This is a genomic window from Mesorhizobium sp. SARCC-RB16n, assembly GCF_008520305.1.
In the GTDB taxonomy this organism is placed as follows: Bacteria; Pseudomonadota; Alphaproteobacteria; order Rhizobiales; family Rhizobiaceae; genus Mesorhizobium.
The window spans coordinates 42,086-60,270 of sequence record NZ_ML703257.1; the positions used below are offsets into that span (position 1 = coordinate 42,086).

Consider the following 18,185-nt stretch of genomic DNA (forward strand, 5'->3'; position numbering starts at 1 on the left):
CGTCAGGCCCTGGAATCGGCCTTGCCGCCATGAAATCCGCGGCCGCCTCTTGCCCTTCCGCCTCATTTTCCTAATGTGCTTGCGGATGACGATCGTAGGGGGCGGCCGGATTCATCCACACTGGGAGGAAGTAAACTCATGAAGCTATGCTATGTCGTTTCCGCCGCGCTGCTCGCGGCCACCGCAATTCCCGCCTCGGCCGCCGGGATTTCCGATGGCAAGGTCAAGATCGGCATCCTCAACGACCAGTCCGGCGTCTATGCCGATTTCGGCGGCAAATGGTCGGTCGAGGCCGCCAAGATGGCGGTCGAGGATTTCGGCGGCAAGGTGCAGGGCGCGCCGATCGAGATCATCAGCGCCGACCACCAGAACAAGCCCGATATCGCCTCCAACATCGCACGCCAGTGGTACGATACCGAACAGGTCGATGCCATCATGGAGCTGACGACCTCTTCGGTCGCGCTCGCCGTGCAAGGGATTTCCAAGGAAAAGAAGAAGATCGACATCGTCACCGGTGCGGCGACCACCGAGCTCACCGGCAAGCAGTGCTCGCCCTACGGCTTCCACTGGGCCTATGACACCCACTCACAGGCGGTGGGCACCGGCGGCTCCCTCGTGCAGCAGGGCGGCGACAGCTGGTTCTTCGTCACCGTCGACTATGCGTTCGGCTATTCGCTGAAGGAGCAGACCGCCAAATTCGTCGAGAGCCATGGTGGCAAGGTGCTGGGCGAGGTGCGTTATCCCCTCGGCGCGACCGATTTTTCGTCCTTCCTGCTGCAGGCGCAATCGTCCGGCGCCAAGGTCATCGGACTGGCCAATGCCGGCCTCGACACTTCCAATTCCATCAAGCAGGCGGCCGAATTCGGCATCGTGCAGGGCGGCCAGCGTCTGGCGGCGCTGCTGTTCACGCTGTCCGAAGTGCATGGGCTCGGCCTGCAGGCGGCGCAAGGCGTCGTGCTGACCGAGGGCTATTACTGGGACCGCGACGACAAGAGCCGCGCATTCGGGCAGCGCTTCTTCAAGCGCACCAACCGCATGCCGAACATGGTCCAGGCCGCGACCTATTCGGCGGTGACGCAGTATTTGAAGGCCATCGACAAGGCCGGCACGGACGAGACCGAAGCGGTCGCCAAGCAACTTCACTCGCTGCCCGTCGACGATGCCGTCACAACGGGCGGCAAGGTCCAGGCCGACGGCAACATGGTCCACGACATGTATCTCTACCAGGTCAAGGCGCCTAGCGAGAGCAGCAAGGATTGGGACTACTACAAATACCTGGCCACCATTCCCGGCAAGGAGGCTTTCCTGAGCGAGAAGGACAGCGGCTGCCCGACGGCCGCACAGTGACCGGCGCGGCCATGGTGCCGCCTGACCTGAACGCGGAAGAGCCGCGGGTGGTGCTTTCCGCCCGCGGCCTGCGGCGTGACTTTGCCGGCTTCGTCGCCGTCAAAAATGTCGACCTCGATGTCCGCCATGGCAACATCCATGCGCTGATCGGACCCAACGGCGCCGGCAAGACCACCGTTTTCAACCTGCTGACCAAATTCCTGGCGCCGACCAGCGGCAGGATCGAGTTGCTCGGGCACGACATCACCCGCACGCCGCCCGCCAGGGTGGCGCGGATGGGTCTGGTGCGCTCGTTCCAGATATCGGCGATCTTTCCGCATCTCAGCGTGCTCGACAATGTGCGCGTCGCGCTGCAGCGGCCGGCCGGGCTCGGCGTCCAGTTCTGGCGCTCGCTGGCGGCACTCGACCGGCTGACGCCGCGCGCCATGGAACTGCTGCGTTCCGTCGGCCTCGACGATGCCACGAACAGGCTGGCCGGCGATCTCTCCTATGGCAGGAAACGCGTGCTCGAGATCGCCACGACGCTGGCGCTCGATCCCAAAGTGCTGCTGCTGGACGAGCCGATGGCCGGCATGGGCCATGAGGACGTGGCCACGGTTTCCGCCCTCATCCGCTCGGTGGCGAGCGACCGCGCGGTATTGATGGTCGAGCACAATCTGACCGTGGTGGCCGATCTCTGCGACTGGATAACGGTGATCCAGCGCGGCGAGGTGCTCGCGGCCGGCGACTACGCCACCGTCAGCCGCGATGAACGCGTCAAGGTCGCCTATATGGGCACCGCCGATGACTAGCGCCGCGCCCCTGCTTGCGGTCAGCGGCCTCAACGCCTGGTATGGCGAGGGCCATGCGCTGCACGGCGTCGATCTCGAAGTTTTTGCCGGCGAAACGGTCACATTGCTCGGCCGCAACGGCATCGGCAAGACGACGACGCTGCGCGCCATCATGGGCCTGATCCGCCGGCGGACGGGACAGGTCGTTTTCGACGGCGCCGACCTGATGCGGCTGCCGCTGCACCGCACCGCGCACCAGGGCATCGGCTTCGTGCCGGAGGAGCGTGGCATCTTCTCGACGCTGACAGTCGACGAAAACCTGGTCCTGCCGCCTGTCGTCGCCCCGGGCGGCATGAGTGTCGAGGAAATCTTCGATCTCTTCCCTAACCTGAAGGAGCGGCGCAACAGCCCCGGCACCAGGCTGTCGGGCGGCGAACAGCAGATGCTGGCGATCGCGCGCATGCTGCGCACCGGCGTCAAGATGCTGCTCCTGGACGAACCGACCGAGGGCCTCGCGCCTGTCATCGTGCAGCGCATCGGCGAGCTGCTGGCGACGCTGAAGCAGCGTGGCATGACCATCCTGCTGGTCGAGCAGAATTTCCGCTTCGCCAGCCGTGTCGCCGACCGTTTCTACCTGATGGAGCACGGCAAGGTCGTGGCCGGATTCCCGACCGGGGAACTGGCGGACCGCATGACGCTGCTCCACGAAATTCTGGGTGTATGATGGCGCCATGACGATGATCTTCGGCATCCCCGTCCAGGCATTGCTCGGCCAGTTGCTGGTCGGCCTGATCAACGGCTCCTTCTACGCCATGCTCAGCCTGGGGCTGGCCGTAATCTTCGGCCTGCTGCGCGTCATCAACTTCGCCCATGGCGCCCAATATATGCTCGGCGCCTTCGTCGGTTATCTCCTGCTCACCCATCTCGGCATCGGCTATTGGCCGGCGCTGATCCTGGCGCCGCTGGTCGTCGGCCTGTTCGGCGTCGTGGTCGAACGCCTGGCGCTGTCGCGGCTCTACGACACCGATCCGCTCTACGGCCTGCTCTTCACCTTCGGTCTCGCGCTCGTGCTCGAAGGCATATTCCGTTACTATTACGGCGTGTCGGGAAACCCCTACGCCGTGCCGACGCTGCTGGCCGGCGGCACCAATCTCGGCTTCATGTTCCTGCCCAACTATCGCGGCTGGGTCGTGGTCGCCTCGCTGATCGTCTGCTTCGGCACCTGGGCGCTGATCGAGAAGACCAGGCTCGGTTCCTACCTGCGCGCCGCGACCGAAAATCCTCGTCTCGTCCAGGCCTTCGGCGTCAACGTGCCGTTGCTTTTGACCCTCACCTACGGCCTCGGCTCGGCGCTCGCCGGGCTCGCCGGCATCCTGGCCGCACCCATCTATCAGGTGAGCCCGCTAATGGGGTCGGATCTCATCATCGTCGTCTTCGCGGTCGTCGTGGTCGGCGGCATGGGCTCGATCCTCGGCGCCATCGTCACCGGCTACATGCTCGGCCTGGCCGAAGGCCTGACCAAGGTCTTCTACCCCGAGGCCTCCAACCTGGTGGTCTTCGTCATCATGGCGATCGTGCTTTTGGTCCGGCCCGCCGGCCTGTTCGGAAGGGACGCCTGACATGGCGGAAGGAACATCCGAGATGGCCGAGCTGGCGCTTCGTGAGGCATCGGCCAAACCCTCGGCAAGGCTTGAATGGGCGCTGGTCGGGCTCGGCATACTGGCGCTGCTGGCGGCCCCCTTCTTCGTCTACCCGATCTTCCTGATGAAGATGCTGTGCTTCGCGCTGTTTGCCTGCGCCTTCAATCTCCTGCTCGGCTATACCGGCCTGCTGTCGTTCGGCCACGCCACCTTCTTCGGCGGCGCGGCCTACTTCACCGCGCACGCCGTCAAGGTGTGGGGCTGGCCGCCGGAAGCCGGCATCCTGCTCGGCATGGCGGGCGCCGCACTGCTCGGCCTCGTCATGGGTTTCTTCGCCATTCGTCGGCAAGGCATCTATTTCGCCATGATCACGCTGTCGCTGTCGCAGATGTTCTTCTTCTTCTGCGTGCAGGCGCCGTTCACGCAAGGCGAGGACGGCATCCAGGGCGTGCCGCGCGGCGTCCTGTTCGGCATCCTCGACCTCAACGCCCCGATGAACATCTACTACTTCGTGCTTGTCGTGGTCCTGCTCGGCATCTTCGCCATCTGGCGCATCGTCAATTCGCCCTTCGGCATGATCCTGCGCTCGATCCGCGAAAACGAGAACCGCGCCATTTCGCTCGGCTATTCCGTAGCCAGCTACAAACTCGGCGCCTTCGTCATGTCGGCGGCGTTGGCGGGGCTCGCGGGCTCGCTCAAGGCGATCGTCTTCCAGTTCGCCACGCTCACCGACGTCACCTGGCAGATGTCGGGCGAAGTGATCCTGATGACGCTCCTCGGCGGCATCGGTACCATGGTCGGCCCCATCATCGGCGCCAGCCTAGTCGTCGGCCTGGAAAACACGCTGGCCACCTCCGGTTTCCCCGTGACCATCGCCACCGGGCTGATCTTCATGGTCTGCGTACTGGTGTTTCGGCGCGGGATTGTCGGGGAGCTTTATGCGCGGGTGATTGGGCGGACGGGGAAGGGGTGACCGAGAATGTTCTTTTTGCACCGCTACCGGTGATCCGGCATTTGCGTGGTAAGTGACCGGGTTGGGGCCGACTGCAGACGGACAGCTTCGGGCTCGTATGTTAAAGAGCGGACCTTCAGGTCGGTATCTGCCTGACCCAATTCCTGCCCCACTTAGGCATTTCGTGCCCACCTATATCGGCCTTGCCCAAGCCAGGAAAAGAACGCCTGCCGAAAGGCGCATTTCCGAAACTTATTCCGTCCGATCCGCCTCGTTCGCGGGGATCTCCTCGCAATCGGATTCAGGCCGCGTGCTGGAGCCAAATGACTGGCGAGACTGTTTAGCGATAACTTTGATAGAACGCTGTCGGCCCGGCCGGCGGCGGGGTAAAACGGCGATATTGAGGAGCTCGTGAGCCGCATGCCATCTACTTCGAACTGATGATGACAAAGTAAGAAAACAAGAGATAGCCTCTACGCCTCATTCGGTCTCGGCCTTGCCGACGGTGCTTCATTAGCATTGTGGTAGGGCGTCCAGCGCCGCGGCGTGCAGTAAGCGGAGAATACAATAGCGGTGAGGGCCGCGGTCGTTGAGGTTCTGTGATGAATCATCTGCAGAGTACCAGGTCGGCATCTCCCCGCTTTGATTTCATGTTAATTAAACGAGGGCCTTTGATTTTGCGTCAAGGGATAGACGGCAGTGGATGTAACACCATGCTGCCCTTTGTTTCGTTATGCCTCGTTCTGCTATTGGCATGTCCGGCAAATAGTCAGTCGGTGCCAGAAGCGTCGGCGGCTGCCGCAGCCAACGACACCTCGTCGGTCTTGGCGCCGGATCTCACGGTTATCAAGAAAGAACCGGGCAAGGCGCAACCGAGCGCGTCCCATATGTCTGGAGAGCCGGTGCTCAGCGAAGCGCAGGCACTCGAGGAGGGCGCACAAACGCCGCCCGGCGAGCATGAGGAGGCTCTACGCCGTGAATTGGCCGAAGCACGCGCGGAGTTGGACGTCATGCAGCGCGACGCACGTGACGCAAGGGCCCAGGCAGCTAAGCAAGCGCAGGCTCTAAAGGAGCAGCGACGAACAGACGAAGCGCTCGAGCTCGATCTGCAGACGGCGCAGCGCGTTATCGAAAGCTTCAGGACCGAAGCCAGTCGCTGGGACAACGAGACGGCCGCCATTGGAGCGCCCCCCGCTGTGGAAGCCTCTGTGGATGCTGCGAAGCAAGCGCTTGATGACGAGCGGCACAAGGTTGAACTCCTGGAACAAGAACTCACCACGGCTCGCCAAACTATTGATGCTCTTAAGAAAGACGCATACCTGGCTACGGTCGATCAGGCCAACGCCATAAAGGACCGACAGGTGGCCGAGGCGGCTCTAAAGCAAGCTGGAGAAGCACGCAAACTGGAACGGGAGCGAGCAGATTCAGCCCTTCGTGAACTCGACATTGTTGGCAAGGAACGCGAGGCTTTAGAGCAGAGCTCGATAGAATTGAGTGCTGCGCTGGACGAAGAGCGTGAAAGGGCCACCGGTCTAGCCCGCAGCCTCAGTGCCGCGCGCGACGCAATTGACATCGGCAAGGTTAAGCCTCGCGCTGCTGATGTAGAGCGCGCGCCGAAAGCACCTGTCCCCGCAGGTGCACCTGCAAGCACGTTGTCGCGTGCTGGCGCCCAACCAACCCGAAAACCGAGCTTGCCGGAAAAACAGAAAGCGAAGGCCCAAAGGTCACCGCAACCTGTTCTGCTGACAACCATCGATCTTCCCGCCGCATTGCTCCCAACGCGACCACCGAAAAAGCTCAACCGGCGCCAGTGAGGACCAGCGAACGAAATGTATGCCGCAGGGGAATATGATAGTGAAAAAATACGTTGCAGCCGTGCTGACAATCGGGATCACAATCGGGCCTGCCTCGGCTCTTGACGCAAGCATAGGCGGTAATTCCGGCGGTATCGGGATCGGCGGCGGATTGAACGTCGGTTCCAAAGGCGCATCTGTAGGGGTGGGCGCGAGCGTCGGTGGTGTAGACGGAGCAAACGTTGGAGCTTCGGTCGGCGCGGGCAACGGAACAATCGACGGAGGCGTTAGTGCCGGCGCCAACGTCGGCGACACAAGCGGAGGCGTTTCGACAGGTATCGGTGTGGGCGACGATCCAGCCGCCGGAAACGAATCGACGACTGCTCCCGGTAATGCGACCGCAGTCACGACAGCGACCCCCTCTGCCAAGACCGCCAAGCAATCGATCGTCCTGCCACCCGCCCTCATGCCCCCTCGAGCTGGTGGCGATGGGTCCGCGCAAGCCACCAAAGGCTATCCTTTTGGCTCTCTGGCACCACTGAAAGGGAAACCCGGTACGCCAGCCGCCGTGGTGCGCGCCTGCCGCGCGGCGATCATGTCCGCTGCGACGCCGCTTGGCGCCATCCGTGTCAACGCGGCAAGCGCAGGTACCTTGCGTCAACGTCGAGGCGCACTCACGGCGCCGATCGAGGTGCGAATAGACTACACAAGAGAAGGTGGCATCGAAGTCCGGCAGGCGCGCGTCGGTTGTCGCCTCGATGCGGCGGGCAGGGTCACTGCAATAATATAGCACCAGGCTTGTAAGCGGAGACACGGCGCTCTGCCGAAGGGGCGCTCGGCTCGGGCCTGGGCCTGGTAAATGTCACCGTCATCTGCCACACGGCCGACTACCGCAGCGATGTCTGCTCTTCAGGCAGAAGGCAGAATTGACTTCTACTGCCGACATGAGGCCCAAAACTGCCGTCGCTTCGCAATCCAGCCGCCATGAGCCGTGCGACTGGCAGGACATGTCATGGTTACGGCCTGTGGCGCGATCTCAGCAACGATGAGGAATACCCATTGATGGTCCGGGCCCTCGCGAAGAAGGAATGAGCATTCCCCTCAACCCAGCGAACTCCACGATGGACGCAGCTCGATAGCGCCAGCTATCCGCAACACACATAGACGATGCCTGAACCTTTTGACGACGGCAGCGGCGGCAATCAGTGGCGTTCGCCATCATCCGATCGCGTCTTCGCCGGGAATGTCTGCTTTCGGGTGGCGGCAAAGACTTCCTTAGTGACCGCAATGAGGACGCAAAGCGGCCGTCCAACGGTAGAGTTATGGACATCTCACTCGGGTCACTCGGGGACGGCAGGCACTAACCGATGCCGGTCCCCGTGTCACCCATAACCCCCCCGCTCCACCGCCAGCCTCCTGACCAGCGCCAGCACCCCATCGATCGCCGGAGTCGGCTTGCCCGTCAGCCGCCCCAGCTCCTGCACGGCCCCCACCAGCGCGTCGATCTCCATCGGGCGGCCGCGTTCCAGGTCTTGTAGCATCGAGGTCTTGTGTTCGCCGACGTCGCCGGCGCCCATGATGCGGCGGTCGACGTCTATGGGGAAGCGCACGCCGAGGCTTTCACCGATCGCTTGCGCTTCCAGCATCATGCTGCGGGCGAGTTGGCGGGTGCCCTCGTCGGCGACGATTGCGGCCAGCGTGCTGCCGGTCAGCGCCGAGATCGGGTTGAAGGAGAGGTTGCCCCACAGTTTTACCCAGATCTCGCCGCGTATGTCGTCGCGCACCGGCGCCTGCAGCCCGGCCTTGACCATCTCCCCGGCCAGAAGCGTGACCCGTTCGCTCTTCTCGCCCGAGGGTTCGCCAAGCGAGAAGCGCCTGCCTTCGACATGGCGGATCAGGCCTGGCGCATCGACCTCGACGGCGGGGTAGACCACCGAGCCGATGACGCGCTGCGGTCCGAGCCGGCCCCAGATCGTGCCGCCGGGGTCGACCTGATGCAGCCTGGTGCCTTCGAGCGCGCCGCCGGCCTTGTAGAAATACCACCAGGGCACGCCGTTCTGCATGGTGACGACCGATGTGTGGTCGCCAAGCAGCGGGGCGATCTGGTCGAGCGCTGGCGCGACGGAATGCGCCTTCAGCGCCAGCACGACATAATCCTGCGCGCCAAGCTCTTCCGCCTTGGCGGCGGCGCGGACGGAGGCGGTCGTTTCCTTGCCATCCTCGATCAGGATCAGGCCATTTGCCTTGATCGCTTCCAGATGCGCGCCGCGTGCGACGATCGACAGGTCAGTGCGCCCGGCGATCGCCAGCTTGGCGGCGAGATAGCCGCCGATGGCGCCGGCGCCGAAGATGGTGATCTTCATCATGGTGAGCCTTTGATACTATGCATGTCGTTATCTCGGAACCGAGGACACTTCCAAGCGACATGCATTAGAGCCCGAGCTTGGCGGCAAGCCCGATGCGCTGCAGCTTGCCGGTCGCGCCCTTGGGGATCTCGTCCAGGATCAGCACCTTGCGCGGCACCTTGAAGTCGGCGAGCCGTGTCGCGGCGTGGGCGCGGATGTCGCCCTCGGTGGCGCTCATGCCTTCGCGCAGCACCACGGCCGCCGCCACCTCCTCGCCGAGCTTGTCATGCGGCATGGCGAAGGTGACGACCTGCGCCACCGCCGGATGGTCCATCAGCACGTCGTCGACCTCAAGCGGCGAGATCTTCTCGCCGCCGCGATTGATGATCTCCTTCAGCCGGCCGGTGACCCTGAGGTAACCGTCACTGTCGAGCACGCCCTGGTCGCCGGTGTGGAACCAGCCATGCGCGAAGGCCGTCGCGTTGGCGTCCGGGTTCTTCTCGTAGCCTGACGTGACATTGGGTCCGCGAATGACGATCTCGCCAGTCTCGCCTGGTTCGAGCAGCCGCCCGTCCGGTGCCATGACAGCCACCTCCGGCCCGCCGGCGGCGCCGACGCTGCCCGGCTTGCGCAGACCCGGCGGCAGCCGGTTCGACGCCATCTGGTGCGCGGCCTCGGTCATGCCGTAGGACTCGATGACAGGACATCCGAAGGTCGCTTCGAGTTCCGTCATCACCTGCGCCGGAAGCGACGCCGAGGATGAGCGGATGAAGCGCAGGCGTGCCGCCGCCAGCGCTTCGGCATTGCGCGCCGCGCGCGCCAGTATCGCCTGGTGCATGGTCGGCACGGCGGTGTACCAACTCGGCCTGGCGTCGCCCAGCCACTGGAAGAAGCGCAGCGCGTTGAAGCCCGGCGTGCAATGGATGCTGCCGCCCGATGCCAGCGACGACAGCACCGCCGCGATCAGCCCATGGATGTGGAACAGCGGCATGATGTTGAGGCAGCGGTCGCTGGCCGTCAGGCCGAGCGTCGTGCCGATATGGCGGGCGGAGGCCGCGACATTGGCATGGCTGAGCGGCACCAGCTTGGGCCGCGACGTCGTGCCGGACGTGTGCAGCAAAAGCGCGATGTCGTCATCCCCCGCCATGGCGGACGCCGCCTGCGGTCCCACCGCCGCGCCTTCGATGGTGAAGCTGCCGGCCGGCGCGTCTGGCGGCACGATGAGCCGCAGCACGCCGATGCCGAGACGCTCGGCCACCGTCACCGCCGGGCCGGTCTCGTTCTCCGCGACGAGGATCGCCTTCGCGCCGATGTCGGTCAGGTAGAAGTCGAGTTCGTCGGCCCGGTAGGCGGGATTGAGCGGCGCCGTGGAGGCAGTGGTAGCGACCGCGATGAAGGCCGTCGCCATCTCAGGCCCGTTCGGCAGTACGATCGCTACCCGATCGCCCCGACCGACGCCGAGGGCGTGCAGTTGCCTGGCGATCGTCGTGATCAGCGCGCGCAGGCCGCCATGGGTGAGTGCGGGCCTGTCGGGTGCCAGGATGGCTGGCGCGGCATCGGCGCCGGCGACGAGGCGGCGGGAGAGGTCTGGATGATTTTGGGTCATGATCACCGGCTATGTTTCATGTGACTGCTTGTGAAAGTCCAGCGCGCCAATTTTTCTATGTTGGCGCTGCCCCCACTCCGTCTCGGCTTCGCCGAGCCACCTCTCCCCACGTTGTGGGGGAGAGGAAAACCCCGGCCTTCAAAGGTTGCGACCTCGGCGTTTGGCATTTCCTCTTCCCCCATGAAATGGGGGAGAGGTGGCCGCGGAGCGGCCGGAGTGGGGGCCTGCGCTGCCATGCGATTAGTCGTGCCGTAAACCTCAATACCCCAGTGCCATCCCGTCCTTGCGCGGGTCCGATGCCCCCGTCAGCGTCCCCTTCTCCCAGTCGATCAGGACCGCCTGCCCGCCCCCAAGCGGATGGTGCGGCTCGGTGATGGCATGGCCGCGCCGGCGCAGGCCTTCGATCGCCTCGGTGGGTACGTTGCGCTCAGCCTCCACCATGCCGTCATTGTAGAACACCCTTGGCGCATCGAGCGCCTGCTGCGGGTCCATGCCGAAATCGATCATGTTGGTCAGAAGATGGACATGACCGAACGGCTGGTAGCCGCCGCCCATGACGCCGAACGGCATCACCACGCGGCCGTTTTTCGTCGCCATGCCAGGCATGATCGTATGCATCGGCCGCTTGCCGGGCGCGATGGTGTTGGGGTGGCCCGGATCCAGGGTGAAGCTCGAACCGCGGTTCTGCAGCACCACGCCGGTCTTCGGGCTGACGACGCCGCTGCCGAAGGAATAATAGGTCGAGTTGATGAAGGAGACCGCATTGCGGTCGCGGTCGACGACCGAGATATAGACCGTATCGCTGCCGGGCAGCTGCACGTCAGGCAGGTGGGTCATGGCGCGCTCGCGGTCGATCTCGGCGCGCAGCCGGTCGGCATAGGCGGCCGACAGAAGCTCTCCCACCGGCACCGGAACATGGTCCTGGTCGCCGACGTAGCGGTCGCGGTCGCGGTAGGCTAGCCGCCCGGCCTCGATCTCCAGATGCAGGCGCTCGGCCCCGTTGGGGTCGAGTTCGCCGAGCTTGAAGCCCGACAGCACGTTGAGCATCAAAAGCGCCGTCAGCCCCTGGTTGTTCGGCGGCATCTGGTGGATTTCATGGCCGCCATAGCTGACGCTCACCGGCGCCACATAGTCGCCCTGGGTCGCGGCGAAATCCTCATGCGAATGCAGCCCGCCCAACTCCTTGAGCCGGCGCACCATGTCGTCGGCGACCGCGCCTTCATAGAATCCGGCGCGGCCGTGCTTCGCGATTATCCGCAAAGTGGCGGCAAGTTCCGGCTGCCGGTGCACGTCGCCGGCCTTCGGCACGGTGCCGCCCGGCAGGAAGATGCGCGCGCAATGTTCGTCGGCGGAAAGATCGATTTCCGGGTCGGCCCAGTCGAAGGCGACTCGGTCGTGCACGACATAGCCGTTCTCGGCATAGTGGATCGCCGGCGCCAGCACTTCCGCCAGGCCCTTGCTGCCATGATCCTCCAGCAGCCGGCACCAGGCGTCGATGGCGCCTGGCACGGTGACGGGATGCGGCCCTTGGAGCGGGATGCAGTCGAAACCCTTTTCCAGATACCAGTCGATGGTCGCGGCTGCCGGCGCCCGGCCGGAACCGTTGAAGGCGAGAACCTCGCTTTGTCCCTTGGGGCAATAGAGGACAAAGCAGTCGCCGCCTATGCCGGTCGATTGCGGCTCGACCACGCCCTGCACGGCAGCCGCGCAGATCGCGGCGTCCATGGCATTGCCGCCGGCGCGCAGCATCTCGATGGCCGCAAGCGTCGAGAGCGGATGCGATGTCGCGGCAATCGCTTCGGTAGCACGGACCGGCGAGCGGCCGGGAAACTGGAAATCACGCATTTTGGTCTGGATATCCTTGAGGCACTTGAAGCGAATGGGGCCGATGAAATCAATGCCGGCGGCCGAAGATCTGCGCCAGCGACAGCAGCAGGACCGACAACACGATCAGGCAGGTCGAGATGGCGGCGATTGTCGGATCGATCTGGTCGCGCAGCGCGTTGAACATACGGCGCGTCAGGGTCGTGGTCTCGCCGCCCGAAATGAACAGCGAAACGACAACTTCGTCGAAGGAGGTGATGAAGGCAAACAGCGCGCCCGAGACGATCGAGAAGCGGATCTGTGGCATCGTCACCTGCCAGAATGCCGCGATGCGTCCCGCCCCCAGGCTGCGCGCCACGCGCTCCTGGTTCATGTCGTAGGAGCGCAGGCCCGAAAGCACCGTCAGCACCACCAGCGGCAGCGCCTGCACGGTATGCGCGATGACCAGGCCGGTCAGCGTGTTGTTGAGGCCGATGCGTGCATAGAGGAAGAAGGTGCCGATGCCGACCAGGATCACCGGGATGATCAGCGACGCCGTGAGCAGCGCGTTGATGGTGCCGTTGAAGCGCAGCGTGCCCCTGTTGATGGCGTAGGCGGCCGCGGTGCCGAGCGGCGTCGCCACCAGCGCGGTCATGATCGCGACCTTCACCGACACGATCGTGGCGTCGCGCCATTCCAGCGACTGGAAGTAGCTTTGGTACCAGCGCAGCGACCATTGCTGCGGCGGGAACTGCAGCAGCGTCGAATCCGAAAACGACATGATGACGATGATGATCGACGGCGCGATCAGGAACAACAGCACGAGGCCGCCGAGGCCGTAGAGCCACAGGCGTTGCCGGTGCGAGATCGGCAGGCCGATATCGCCACTCATCGCGAACTCCATACGCCGGTGGCGCGCGCGCCGAGCAACCACTGGAACAGGCCCAGAAGCGCCAGCGTGACCACCAGCAGCACCACGCCGAGTGCAGCACCCGCACCCCAGTTGGAATAGAGGCTGGTGGTCTGTTCCATCCGCATCGCCCACATCACCACCTTGCCGCCGCCCATCAGCGCCGGCGTGACGAAGAAACCGAGGCACAGCACGAAGACGATGACCACGCCCGAGGCAAGGCCAGGCAGCGACAGCGGAAAGAAGATCTGCCGGAAGGTCGCGGCCGGGCCGGCGCCGAGATTCATACCGGCGCGCAGGCAGTCGGTGTCGATGGTCTTCATCGAGGCGTAGAGCGGCAAAACGAGAAACGGCAGCAATATGTGCGTCATGCCGATGACCACGCCCGAAAAATTGTTGGCGAGCGACAGCGGCTGGCTGATCACGCCGAGATCGATCAGCCAGCTGTTGATCAGGCCCTTGCGCTGCAGGATCACCAGCCAGGCATAGGTGCGCACCAAGACCGATGTCCAGAACGGCAGGATGACGAAGATCAGGCAGATCGAGGCCGCCCGGCGCGGCAGCTGCGACAGCATGTAGGCCAAGGGATAACCCAAAAGCACGCAGGCGCCGGTGACGATGAAGGCCACCTTGAAGGTGGTGATGAAGGTCTTGATGTAGGAGGCCTGCTCGAAGAAGCGTGCGTAGTTGGCGGCGCTGAAGGCGCCGGTCTCGTCGAACAGCGACAGCCAGAACAGCCAGCCGATCGGCACGATGATGATGGCGCAGACAAGGAACAGGCTCGGCGCCAGCAGCGCCAGCAGCCGCAACGATTCGCGCCGCGCATCGGCGCGCAGGGCCTGCGCGTTGAGGTCCTGCCCCGGGCCGGCAGCCTCTTTCAGGAGGAGGGATTGCGCGCTCATCCCTCGGCCGCCACCAGGATCGTGTCCTTCGCATCGAGACCGAGCATGATCGGCTGGCCGGGAGCAGGCAGCCTTGCCAGCACGTCGCTGCGGCAATAGTCGCGCAGCGTCAGCTGGCGGCCGTCGCTCAGGCTGGCGTAGCAGACGAAACTGTCGCCCTGGTAGATGATGTCGCTGACCGTCGCATCGAGCACATTGGTGCCGGTCGACGGTTCGGTTGCCGTGACCAGCCGCAGCTTCTCCGGTCGCACTACCATCAGATGCGGACCCGCCGGCGGCGTCTGTGCGCCGGTCTGGATCAGCCTGTCCTGATACCAGACCGACCCGTTGCGGCTTTCGACCGGGATGAAATTCGATTCGCCGATGAAGCCGGCTACGAATTGCGTCTTCGGCGCGGCATAGAGGGTTTCGGGCCGGTCGAGCTGTTCGATGCGTCCGCCGTTCATCACCGCGATGCGGTCCGACATGGTGATGGCTTCGCGCTGGTCGTGCGTGACATAGACCGTAGTCATGCCAAGACGGCGATGAAGCGCGCGCAATTCGATCTGCATATGCTCGCGCAGGCCCTTGTCGAGCGCCGACAGGGGTTCGTCCATCAAGACGATGCGCGGTTCGAAGACGATGGCGCGCGCCAGGGCGACACGCTGGCGCTGGCCGCCGGAAAGCTGGTCGACGCGGCGCTCGCCCAGCCCCTGCAGCTTCACCAGCTCCAGCGCCTTCTCCACGCGCTGCGCCGTCTCGGCGGCCGCGACGCCGCGTTGCTTCAGCGGGAAGGCGATGTTGTGGAAGACGTTCATATGCGGAAACAGCGCATAGTTCTGGAACACCATGCCGATATTGCGCCTGTGCGGCGGCGTGGTGATGATCTCGTCGCCGCCGACCTTGATGCTCCCGCCATTGGCCCGGACGAAACCGGCCAGGATCATCAGCAGCGTCGTCTTTCCCGATCCGGAAGGGCCGAGCAGCGTCAGGAACTCGCCGGCTTCGACATCGAGGTTCAGGTCGCGCAGCACCGGCACGCTGCCAAATCTCTTCTCGATCCGGCGCATGCTGATCGGCAGCGCGGATGGTGCAATGGACAAGATCGTTTTCTCCCGGGCAGAGACTGAAGGAGCGGGGCGGCGTTTTGCGCCGCCCCGCATGTCAGGGTTCCGTGCCTATTGCTGGATCAGATTGTTGAACTTCTCCGTCGCCTCGACGAGATTGTCGCGCCAGAACTCGGCGTCCTGCAACACCTGCTTCTTGACGTTCTCCGGCGCCGAGTTGATGTCCTTGATCCGCTCGGCGGGGATCTTGCCGGTCTCGAAGGCCTTCTCGTTCACCGGCCCATTGTCGACATAGAGCGGAAGATTGGCCTGCAGCTGCGGGCTGACGAACATGGCCAACGCCTTCATCGCCGCTTCTTTGTTCTTGGCGCCCTTGGGGATGACCATGCAGTCGGCGGTGAGCACGCCTTGGTCGAAGGAGAAGCTGACCGGCGCGCCTGCCTTCTTCAAGGTGCCGGCGCGTCCGTTCCAGATGCTCGCCATGTCGACTTCGCCATCCTTCACCAACTGCATGGCCTGGGCGCCGGAGGTCCACCAGGCGTCGACATGGCCGCGGATCTTGTCGACCGATTTCAGCGCGCCATCGATGTCGACGGGATAGACCTTGTCGATCGGCAGGCCCGAGGCGAGCGCCGCGACGCTCAATGTCTCCGTCGCCTGGCTGCTGCTCAACGCACGCCGTCCCGGAAATTTTTCCACGTTCCAGAAGTCGGCCCATGTCTTCGGACCTTTGTCGCCGAAGACGTCGGTCCGGTAGATCAGCACGACGGAGGTGTAGGAAATGCCGACCCAGTCGTCATGCACCAGCTTCGGGTTGATGCCGCTCTTGTCGATGACGCCGTAATCCAGCTTCTCGAACAGCCCTTCCTTCGAACCGCGCGCGCATTCGTCGGCGCCAAGCTCGGTGATATCCCACTTGACGGCATTGCCGGTCACCTGCAGCCGCACGTCGTCCAGGCCGTTGGTGGTGTCTTCCTTGATGGTGATGCCGAGCGCATCGGCGGTCGGCTTGAAGAAGGCCTTGGTCTCAGCCTCCTGATAGGTGCCGCCCCACGAGGCGACGGTGATCGTGTCTGCGGCGACGGCGGGCGCTGCCACGGAGGCAAAGAGGCCGGCTATCGCGAGAGTTCTAAAGCTGGTGGTCCTGTTCATTTCGGTTCTCCGACCGGTGTTCCCATTTGTTTTTGATTTGGCATGCGATTTTGTATACAATTTTGAGTGTAGCTTCGGAAGCGGCGATGTCAACACCGCTTGCCGCGGCCTGCATTGGCGACGGGTTAACGGGAAGGGGGCGTGGCAAAGAGCGCCGACTTTGACTACAGCTACGCCTGAGAACACATCGACTTCCGGTGCAAGGACCGGAGAACTGGGAACGGAATTTGGCCAAGGAAACCAAGAACACGCTGCGCGACTCGGTCTATTCCGCGCTCAAGGCGATGATCGTGACCGGGCAGATCCCGCCGGGCTCGCGCGTCACCGAAAGCGACATCGCGGCGAAACTCAATGTGAGCCGCACGCCGGTGCGCGAAGCCTTCAACCGATTGGAGCGCGACGGCCTGGTCACCGGCCGGCCGCGCCAGGGCTATGCCGTCACCGAGTTCGACATCAACATGTTCCGGGAGGCTTTCGACATCCGCGAACTGCTCGACGGCCATGCGACCGAACTGGCGGCCGCGGCCGCGACCGAGGAGGACAAGGCGCGGCTGCGTGCCATGCTGGCCGAATGCGAACGGCTGGCCGCCATTCCCGATCGCACGACGCGCGAAAAATTCCAGGAACTGGAGGTCGGCATCAACCTGCACCGCGTCATCGCCGAAATCAGCGGCAACGCGATGCTGCACGGCATGCTGTGCGGCATCCTCGACAAGTGCCAGCATTATGTCTGGACCGAACTCTTGTGGCTCGATGAATGGAAGATCGCCCGCGACGAGCATGCCGAGATCGTCGGGGCGATCTGCGCCGGCGATGCCGTCAAGGCCGGCGCCCTGGCCCGCGCGCATGTGAGGGGATCGCGCGAGAATGTGTTGCGCCTGCTGCAGGCGAAATCGGACTACCAGAGTTTTCTGGCCAAGGCGTCCTGAGCGGGACGGCCCTCGCCCCTACCAGGTCCAGCCGCCCTTTCCGAGCGTGGTCACCGCGTCGACGATCCGGGTGAAGCTCGCGCGGGCGCGGCCGACGCTATGCCTGGCCCTGAGGTAGCCATGCACCAGGCCGGGCTCTTCGAACCAGGTGGCGCGCCCGCCTGCCGCGACGATGCGGTCGCGGTAAGCCTCGCCATCGGATGACAGCGGGTCGCACTCGGCGGTAATCAGCACGGTCGGCGGCAGGTTGGCGAAATCGGCATCGGCCAGCGGCGACAGGGCGATGTCACCGGTCTGGTCAACGCCGCCGGTGCGGATGTGCTTGTAGAATTCGAGGTCGCGCACCGTCAGCATCGGCGCTTCGGCGTGCGTCACATAGGAGCCGCGCGAGCGATCGCCGCCGAGGCCGGGATAAATCAGCACCTGGCCGATCGGCCCCTTCGCATGGCCGCGCGTCGCGTGGGCAACCGCGGCGCAAAGGTTGCCGCCGGCGCTGTCGCCGCACAGCACGACCGGACGGTCGTAGCTCCCCGCGGCCCATTCGAAGGCGTTCATCGCATCGTCGAAAGCGACTGGATGCAGATGTTCCGGCGCCAGTCGGTAGTCGACCGAGACCACCTCATAACCGGTGCGGCCGCAAAGCTCGGCGCAGACATCGTCATGGCTGTCCAGTCCGCCGAGAATGAAGCCACCGCCATGGACATAGACCACCATGGCGGCCTCGTCCGGCGTCGCGTTGCGATAGATGCGGATCGGGATGTTGTTGGCAGCTGTGGTGATTGCGGTCGTCTCGGCCGTCACGCCTTTCGGATAGCCGGCAAAGAACTCGCGGCACATGCGGTCATATATTTCCCGCTGCTGGGCGATCGTGTAATCGATCGTGTCGGGCGGATAATAGGAATTGGTCCGCTCGATGAAGGCCCAGGTCTCAGCGTCGATGAGTTTGGTGTAGTCGGTCATGGGTTCTGCCTGGCGCCATCATCTCCGCAG

At 64.2% G+C, this 18,185-nt stretch carries 16 protein-coding genes; 8 read left to right on the forward strand and 8 right to left on the reverse strand.

Annotation, left to right across the window (positions count from 1 at the left end; genetic code table 11):
• The first annotated feature begins 138 nt into the window (after positions 1–138).
• From C7I87_RS05215 to C7I87_RS05245, 7 genes are all read left to right on the forward strand, one after another.
• On the forward strand, positions 139–1,347 hold the full coding sequence (locus tag C7I87_RS05215; RefSeq protein ID WP_149903205.1) for an ABC transporter substrate-binding protein: 1,209 nt from the start codon (positions 139–141) through the stop codon (positions 1,345–1,347).
• Positions 1,348–1,358: 11 nt separating this feature from the next.
• A complete protein-coding gene (locus C7I87_RS05220; protein WP_149903206.1) occupies positions 1,359–2,138 on the forward strand; it encodes an ABC transporter ATP-binding protein in 780 nt (259 codons plus the stop codon).
• Positions 2,131–2,841: an ABC transporter ATP-binding protein gene (locus tag C7I87_RS05225; RefSeq protein WP_149903207.1), complete on the forward strand. Its 711-nt coding sequence runs from the start codon at positions 2,131–2,133 to the stop codon at positions 2,839–2,841. Before C7I87_RS05220 ends, C7I87_RS05225 begins: the two co-directional genes overlap by 8 nt.
• A gap of 7 nt (positions 2,842–2,848) precedes the next feature.
• Positions 2,849–3,736, forward strand: coding sequence for a branched-chain amino acid ABC transporter permease (locus tag C7I87_RS05230; RefSeq protein WP_149903208.1), 888 nt, complete (start codon positions 2,849–2,851; stop codon positions 3,734–3,736).
• 22 nt (positions 3,737–3,758) lie between these two features.
• On the forward strand, positions 3,759–4,730 hold the full coding sequence (locus C7I87_RS05235; protein ID WP_149903252.1) for a branched-chain amino acid ABC transporter permease: 972 nt from the start codon (positions 3,759–3,761) through the stop codon (positions 4,728–4,730).
• A 581-nt stretch (positions 4,731–5,311) separates the two neighbouring features.
• A complete protein-coding gene (locus C7I87_RS05240; protein WP_149903209.1) occupies positions 5,312–6,523 on the forward strand; it encodes a hypothetical protein in 1,212 nt (403 codons plus the stop codon).
• Between the two features lie 34 nt (positions 6,524–6,557).
• Positions 6,558–7,292 carry a hypothetical protein gene (locus C7I87_RS05245; protein ID WP_188393734.1) on the forward strand — a complete coding sequence of 245 codons (735 nt, stop codon included), beginning with the start codon at positions 6,558–6,560 and terminating at the stop codon, positions 7,290–7,292.
• Between the two features lie 592 nt (positions 7,293–7,884).
• Here the strand turns inward: C7I87_RS05245 and C7I87_RS05255 are convergent.
• From C7I87_RS05255 to C7I87_RS05285, 7 genes are all read right to left on the reverse strand, one after another.
• Complete coding sequence (locus C7I87_RS05255) at positions 7,885–8,865, reverse strand: 2-dehydropantoate 2-reductase (RefSeq protein WP_149903211.1); 981 nt, start codon at positions 8,863–8,865, stop codon at positions 7,885–7,887.
• A gap of 67 nt (positions 8,866–8,932) precedes the next feature.
• Complete coding sequence (locus C7I87_RS05260) at positions 8,933–10,453, reverse strand: acyl--CoA ligase (protein ID WP_188393737.1); 1,521 nt, start codon at positions 10,451–10,453, stop codon at positions 8,933–8,935.
• A gap of 258 nt (positions 10,454–10,711) precedes the next feature.
• Entirely contained in the window at positions 10,712–12,298 is a 1,587-nt protein-coding gene (ggt, locus tag C7I87_RS05265) for a gamma-glutamyltransferase (RefSeq protein ID WP_149903213.1), read from the reverse strand.
• A gap of 49 nt (positions 12,299–12,347) precedes the next feature.
• Entirely contained in the window at positions 12,348–13,148 is an 801-nt protein-coding gene (locus C7I87_RS05270) for an ABC transporter permease (RefSeq protein WP_149903214.1), read from the reverse strand.
• On the reverse strand, positions 13,145–14,068 hold the full coding sequence (locus C7I87_RS05275; protein WP_149903215.1) for an ABC transporter permease: 924 nt from the start codon (positions 14,066–14,068) through the stop codon (positions 13,145–13,147). Before C7I87_RS05275 ends, C7I87_RS05270 begins: the two co-directional genes overlap by 4 nt.
• A complete protein-coding gene (locus C7I87_RS05280) occupies positions 14,065–15,150 on the reverse strand; it encodes an ABC transporter ATP-binding protein (protein WP_149903216.1) in 1,086 nt (361 codons plus the stop codon). Before C7I87_RS05280 ends, C7I87_RS05275 begins: the two co-directional genes overlap by 4 nt.
• A gap of 75 nt (positions 15,151–15,225) precedes the next feature.
• A complete protein-coding gene (locus tag C7I87_RS05285; RefSeq protein WP_149903217.1) occupies positions 15,226–16,266 on the reverse strand; it encodes an ABC transporter substrate-binding protein in 1,041 nt (346 codons plus the stop codon).
• A 227-nt stretch (positions 16,267–16,493) separates the two neighbouring features.
• Here C7I87_RS05285 and C7I87_RS05290 point away from each other — a divergent pair, with 227 nt between their 5' ends.
• Entirely contained in the window at positions 16,494–17,195 is a 702-nt protein-coding gene (locus tag C7I87_RS05290; RefSeq protein ID WP_188393735.1) for a GntR family transcriptional regulator, read from the forward strand.
• A gap of 18 nt (positions 17,196–17,213) precedes the next feature.
• Here the strand turns inward: C7I87_RS05290 and C7I87_RS05295 are convergent, their stop codons facing one another.
• Positions 17,214–18,155 (reverse strand): alpha/beta hydrolase, encoded by a 942-nt coding sequence (locus C7I87_RS05295; protein ID WP_149903219.1) that lies wholly within the window; start codon positions 18,153–18,155, stop codon positions 17,214–17,216.
• Positions 18,156–18,185 lie beyond the last annotated feature (30 nt).

Coding starts and splice junctions, on each gene's coding strand:
- C7I87_RS05215 (WP_149903205.1), top strand. CDS start 139: ATGAAGCTATGCTATGTCGTTTCCGCCGCGCTGCTCGCGGCCACCGCA.
- C7I87_RS05220 (WP_149903206.1), top strand. CDS start 1,359: ATGGTGCCGCCTGACCTGAACGCGGAAGAGCCGCGGGTGGTGCTTTCC.
- C7I87_RS05225 (WP_149903207.1), top strand. CDS start 2,131: ATGACTAGCGCCGCGCCCCTGCTTGCGGTCAGCGGCCTCAACGCCTGG.
- C7I87_RS05230 (WP_149903208.1), top strand. CDS start 2,849: ATGACGATGATCTTCGGCATCCCCGTCCAGGCATTGCTCGGCCAGTTG.
- C7I87_RS05235 (WP_149903252.1), top strand. CDS start 3,759: ATGGCCGAGCTGGCGCTTCGTGAGGCATCGGCCAAACCCTCGGCAAGG.
- C7I87_RS05240 (WP_149903209.1), top strand. CDS start 5,312: ATGAATCATCTGCAGAGTACCAGGTCGGCATCTCCCCGCTTTGATTTC.
- C7I87_RS05245 (WP_188393734.1), top strand. CDS start 6,558: ATGATAGTGAAAAAATACGTTGCAGCCGTGCTGACAATCGGGATCACA.
- C7I87_RS05255 (WP_149903211.1), bottom strand. CDS start 8,865: ATGAAGATCACCATCTTCGGCGCCGGCGCCATCGGCGGCTATCTCGCC.
- C7I87_RS05260 (WP_188393737.1), bottom strand. CDS start 10,453: ATGACCCAAAATCATCCAGACCTCTCCCGCCGCCTCGTCGCCGGCGCC.
- ggt (WP_149903213.1), bottom strand. CDS start 12,298: ATGCGTGATTTCCAGTTTCCCGGCCGCTCGCCGGTCCGTGCTACCGAA.
- C7I87_RS05270 (WP_149903214.1), bottom strand. CDS start 13,148: ATGAGTGGCGATATCGGCCTGCCGATCTCGCACCGGCAACGCCTGTGG.
- C7I87_RS05275 (WP_149903215.1), bottom strand. CDS start 14,068: ATGAGCGCGCAATCCCTCCTCCTGAAAGAGGCTGCCGGCCCGGGGCAG.
- C7I87_RS05285 (WP_149903217.1), bottom strand. CDS start 16,266: ATGAACAGGACCACCAGCTTTAGAACTCTCGCGATAGCCGGCCTCTTT.
- C7I87_RS05295 (WP_149903219.1), bottom strand. CDS start 18,155: ATGACCGACTACACCAAACTCATCGACGCTGAGACCTGGGCCTTCATC.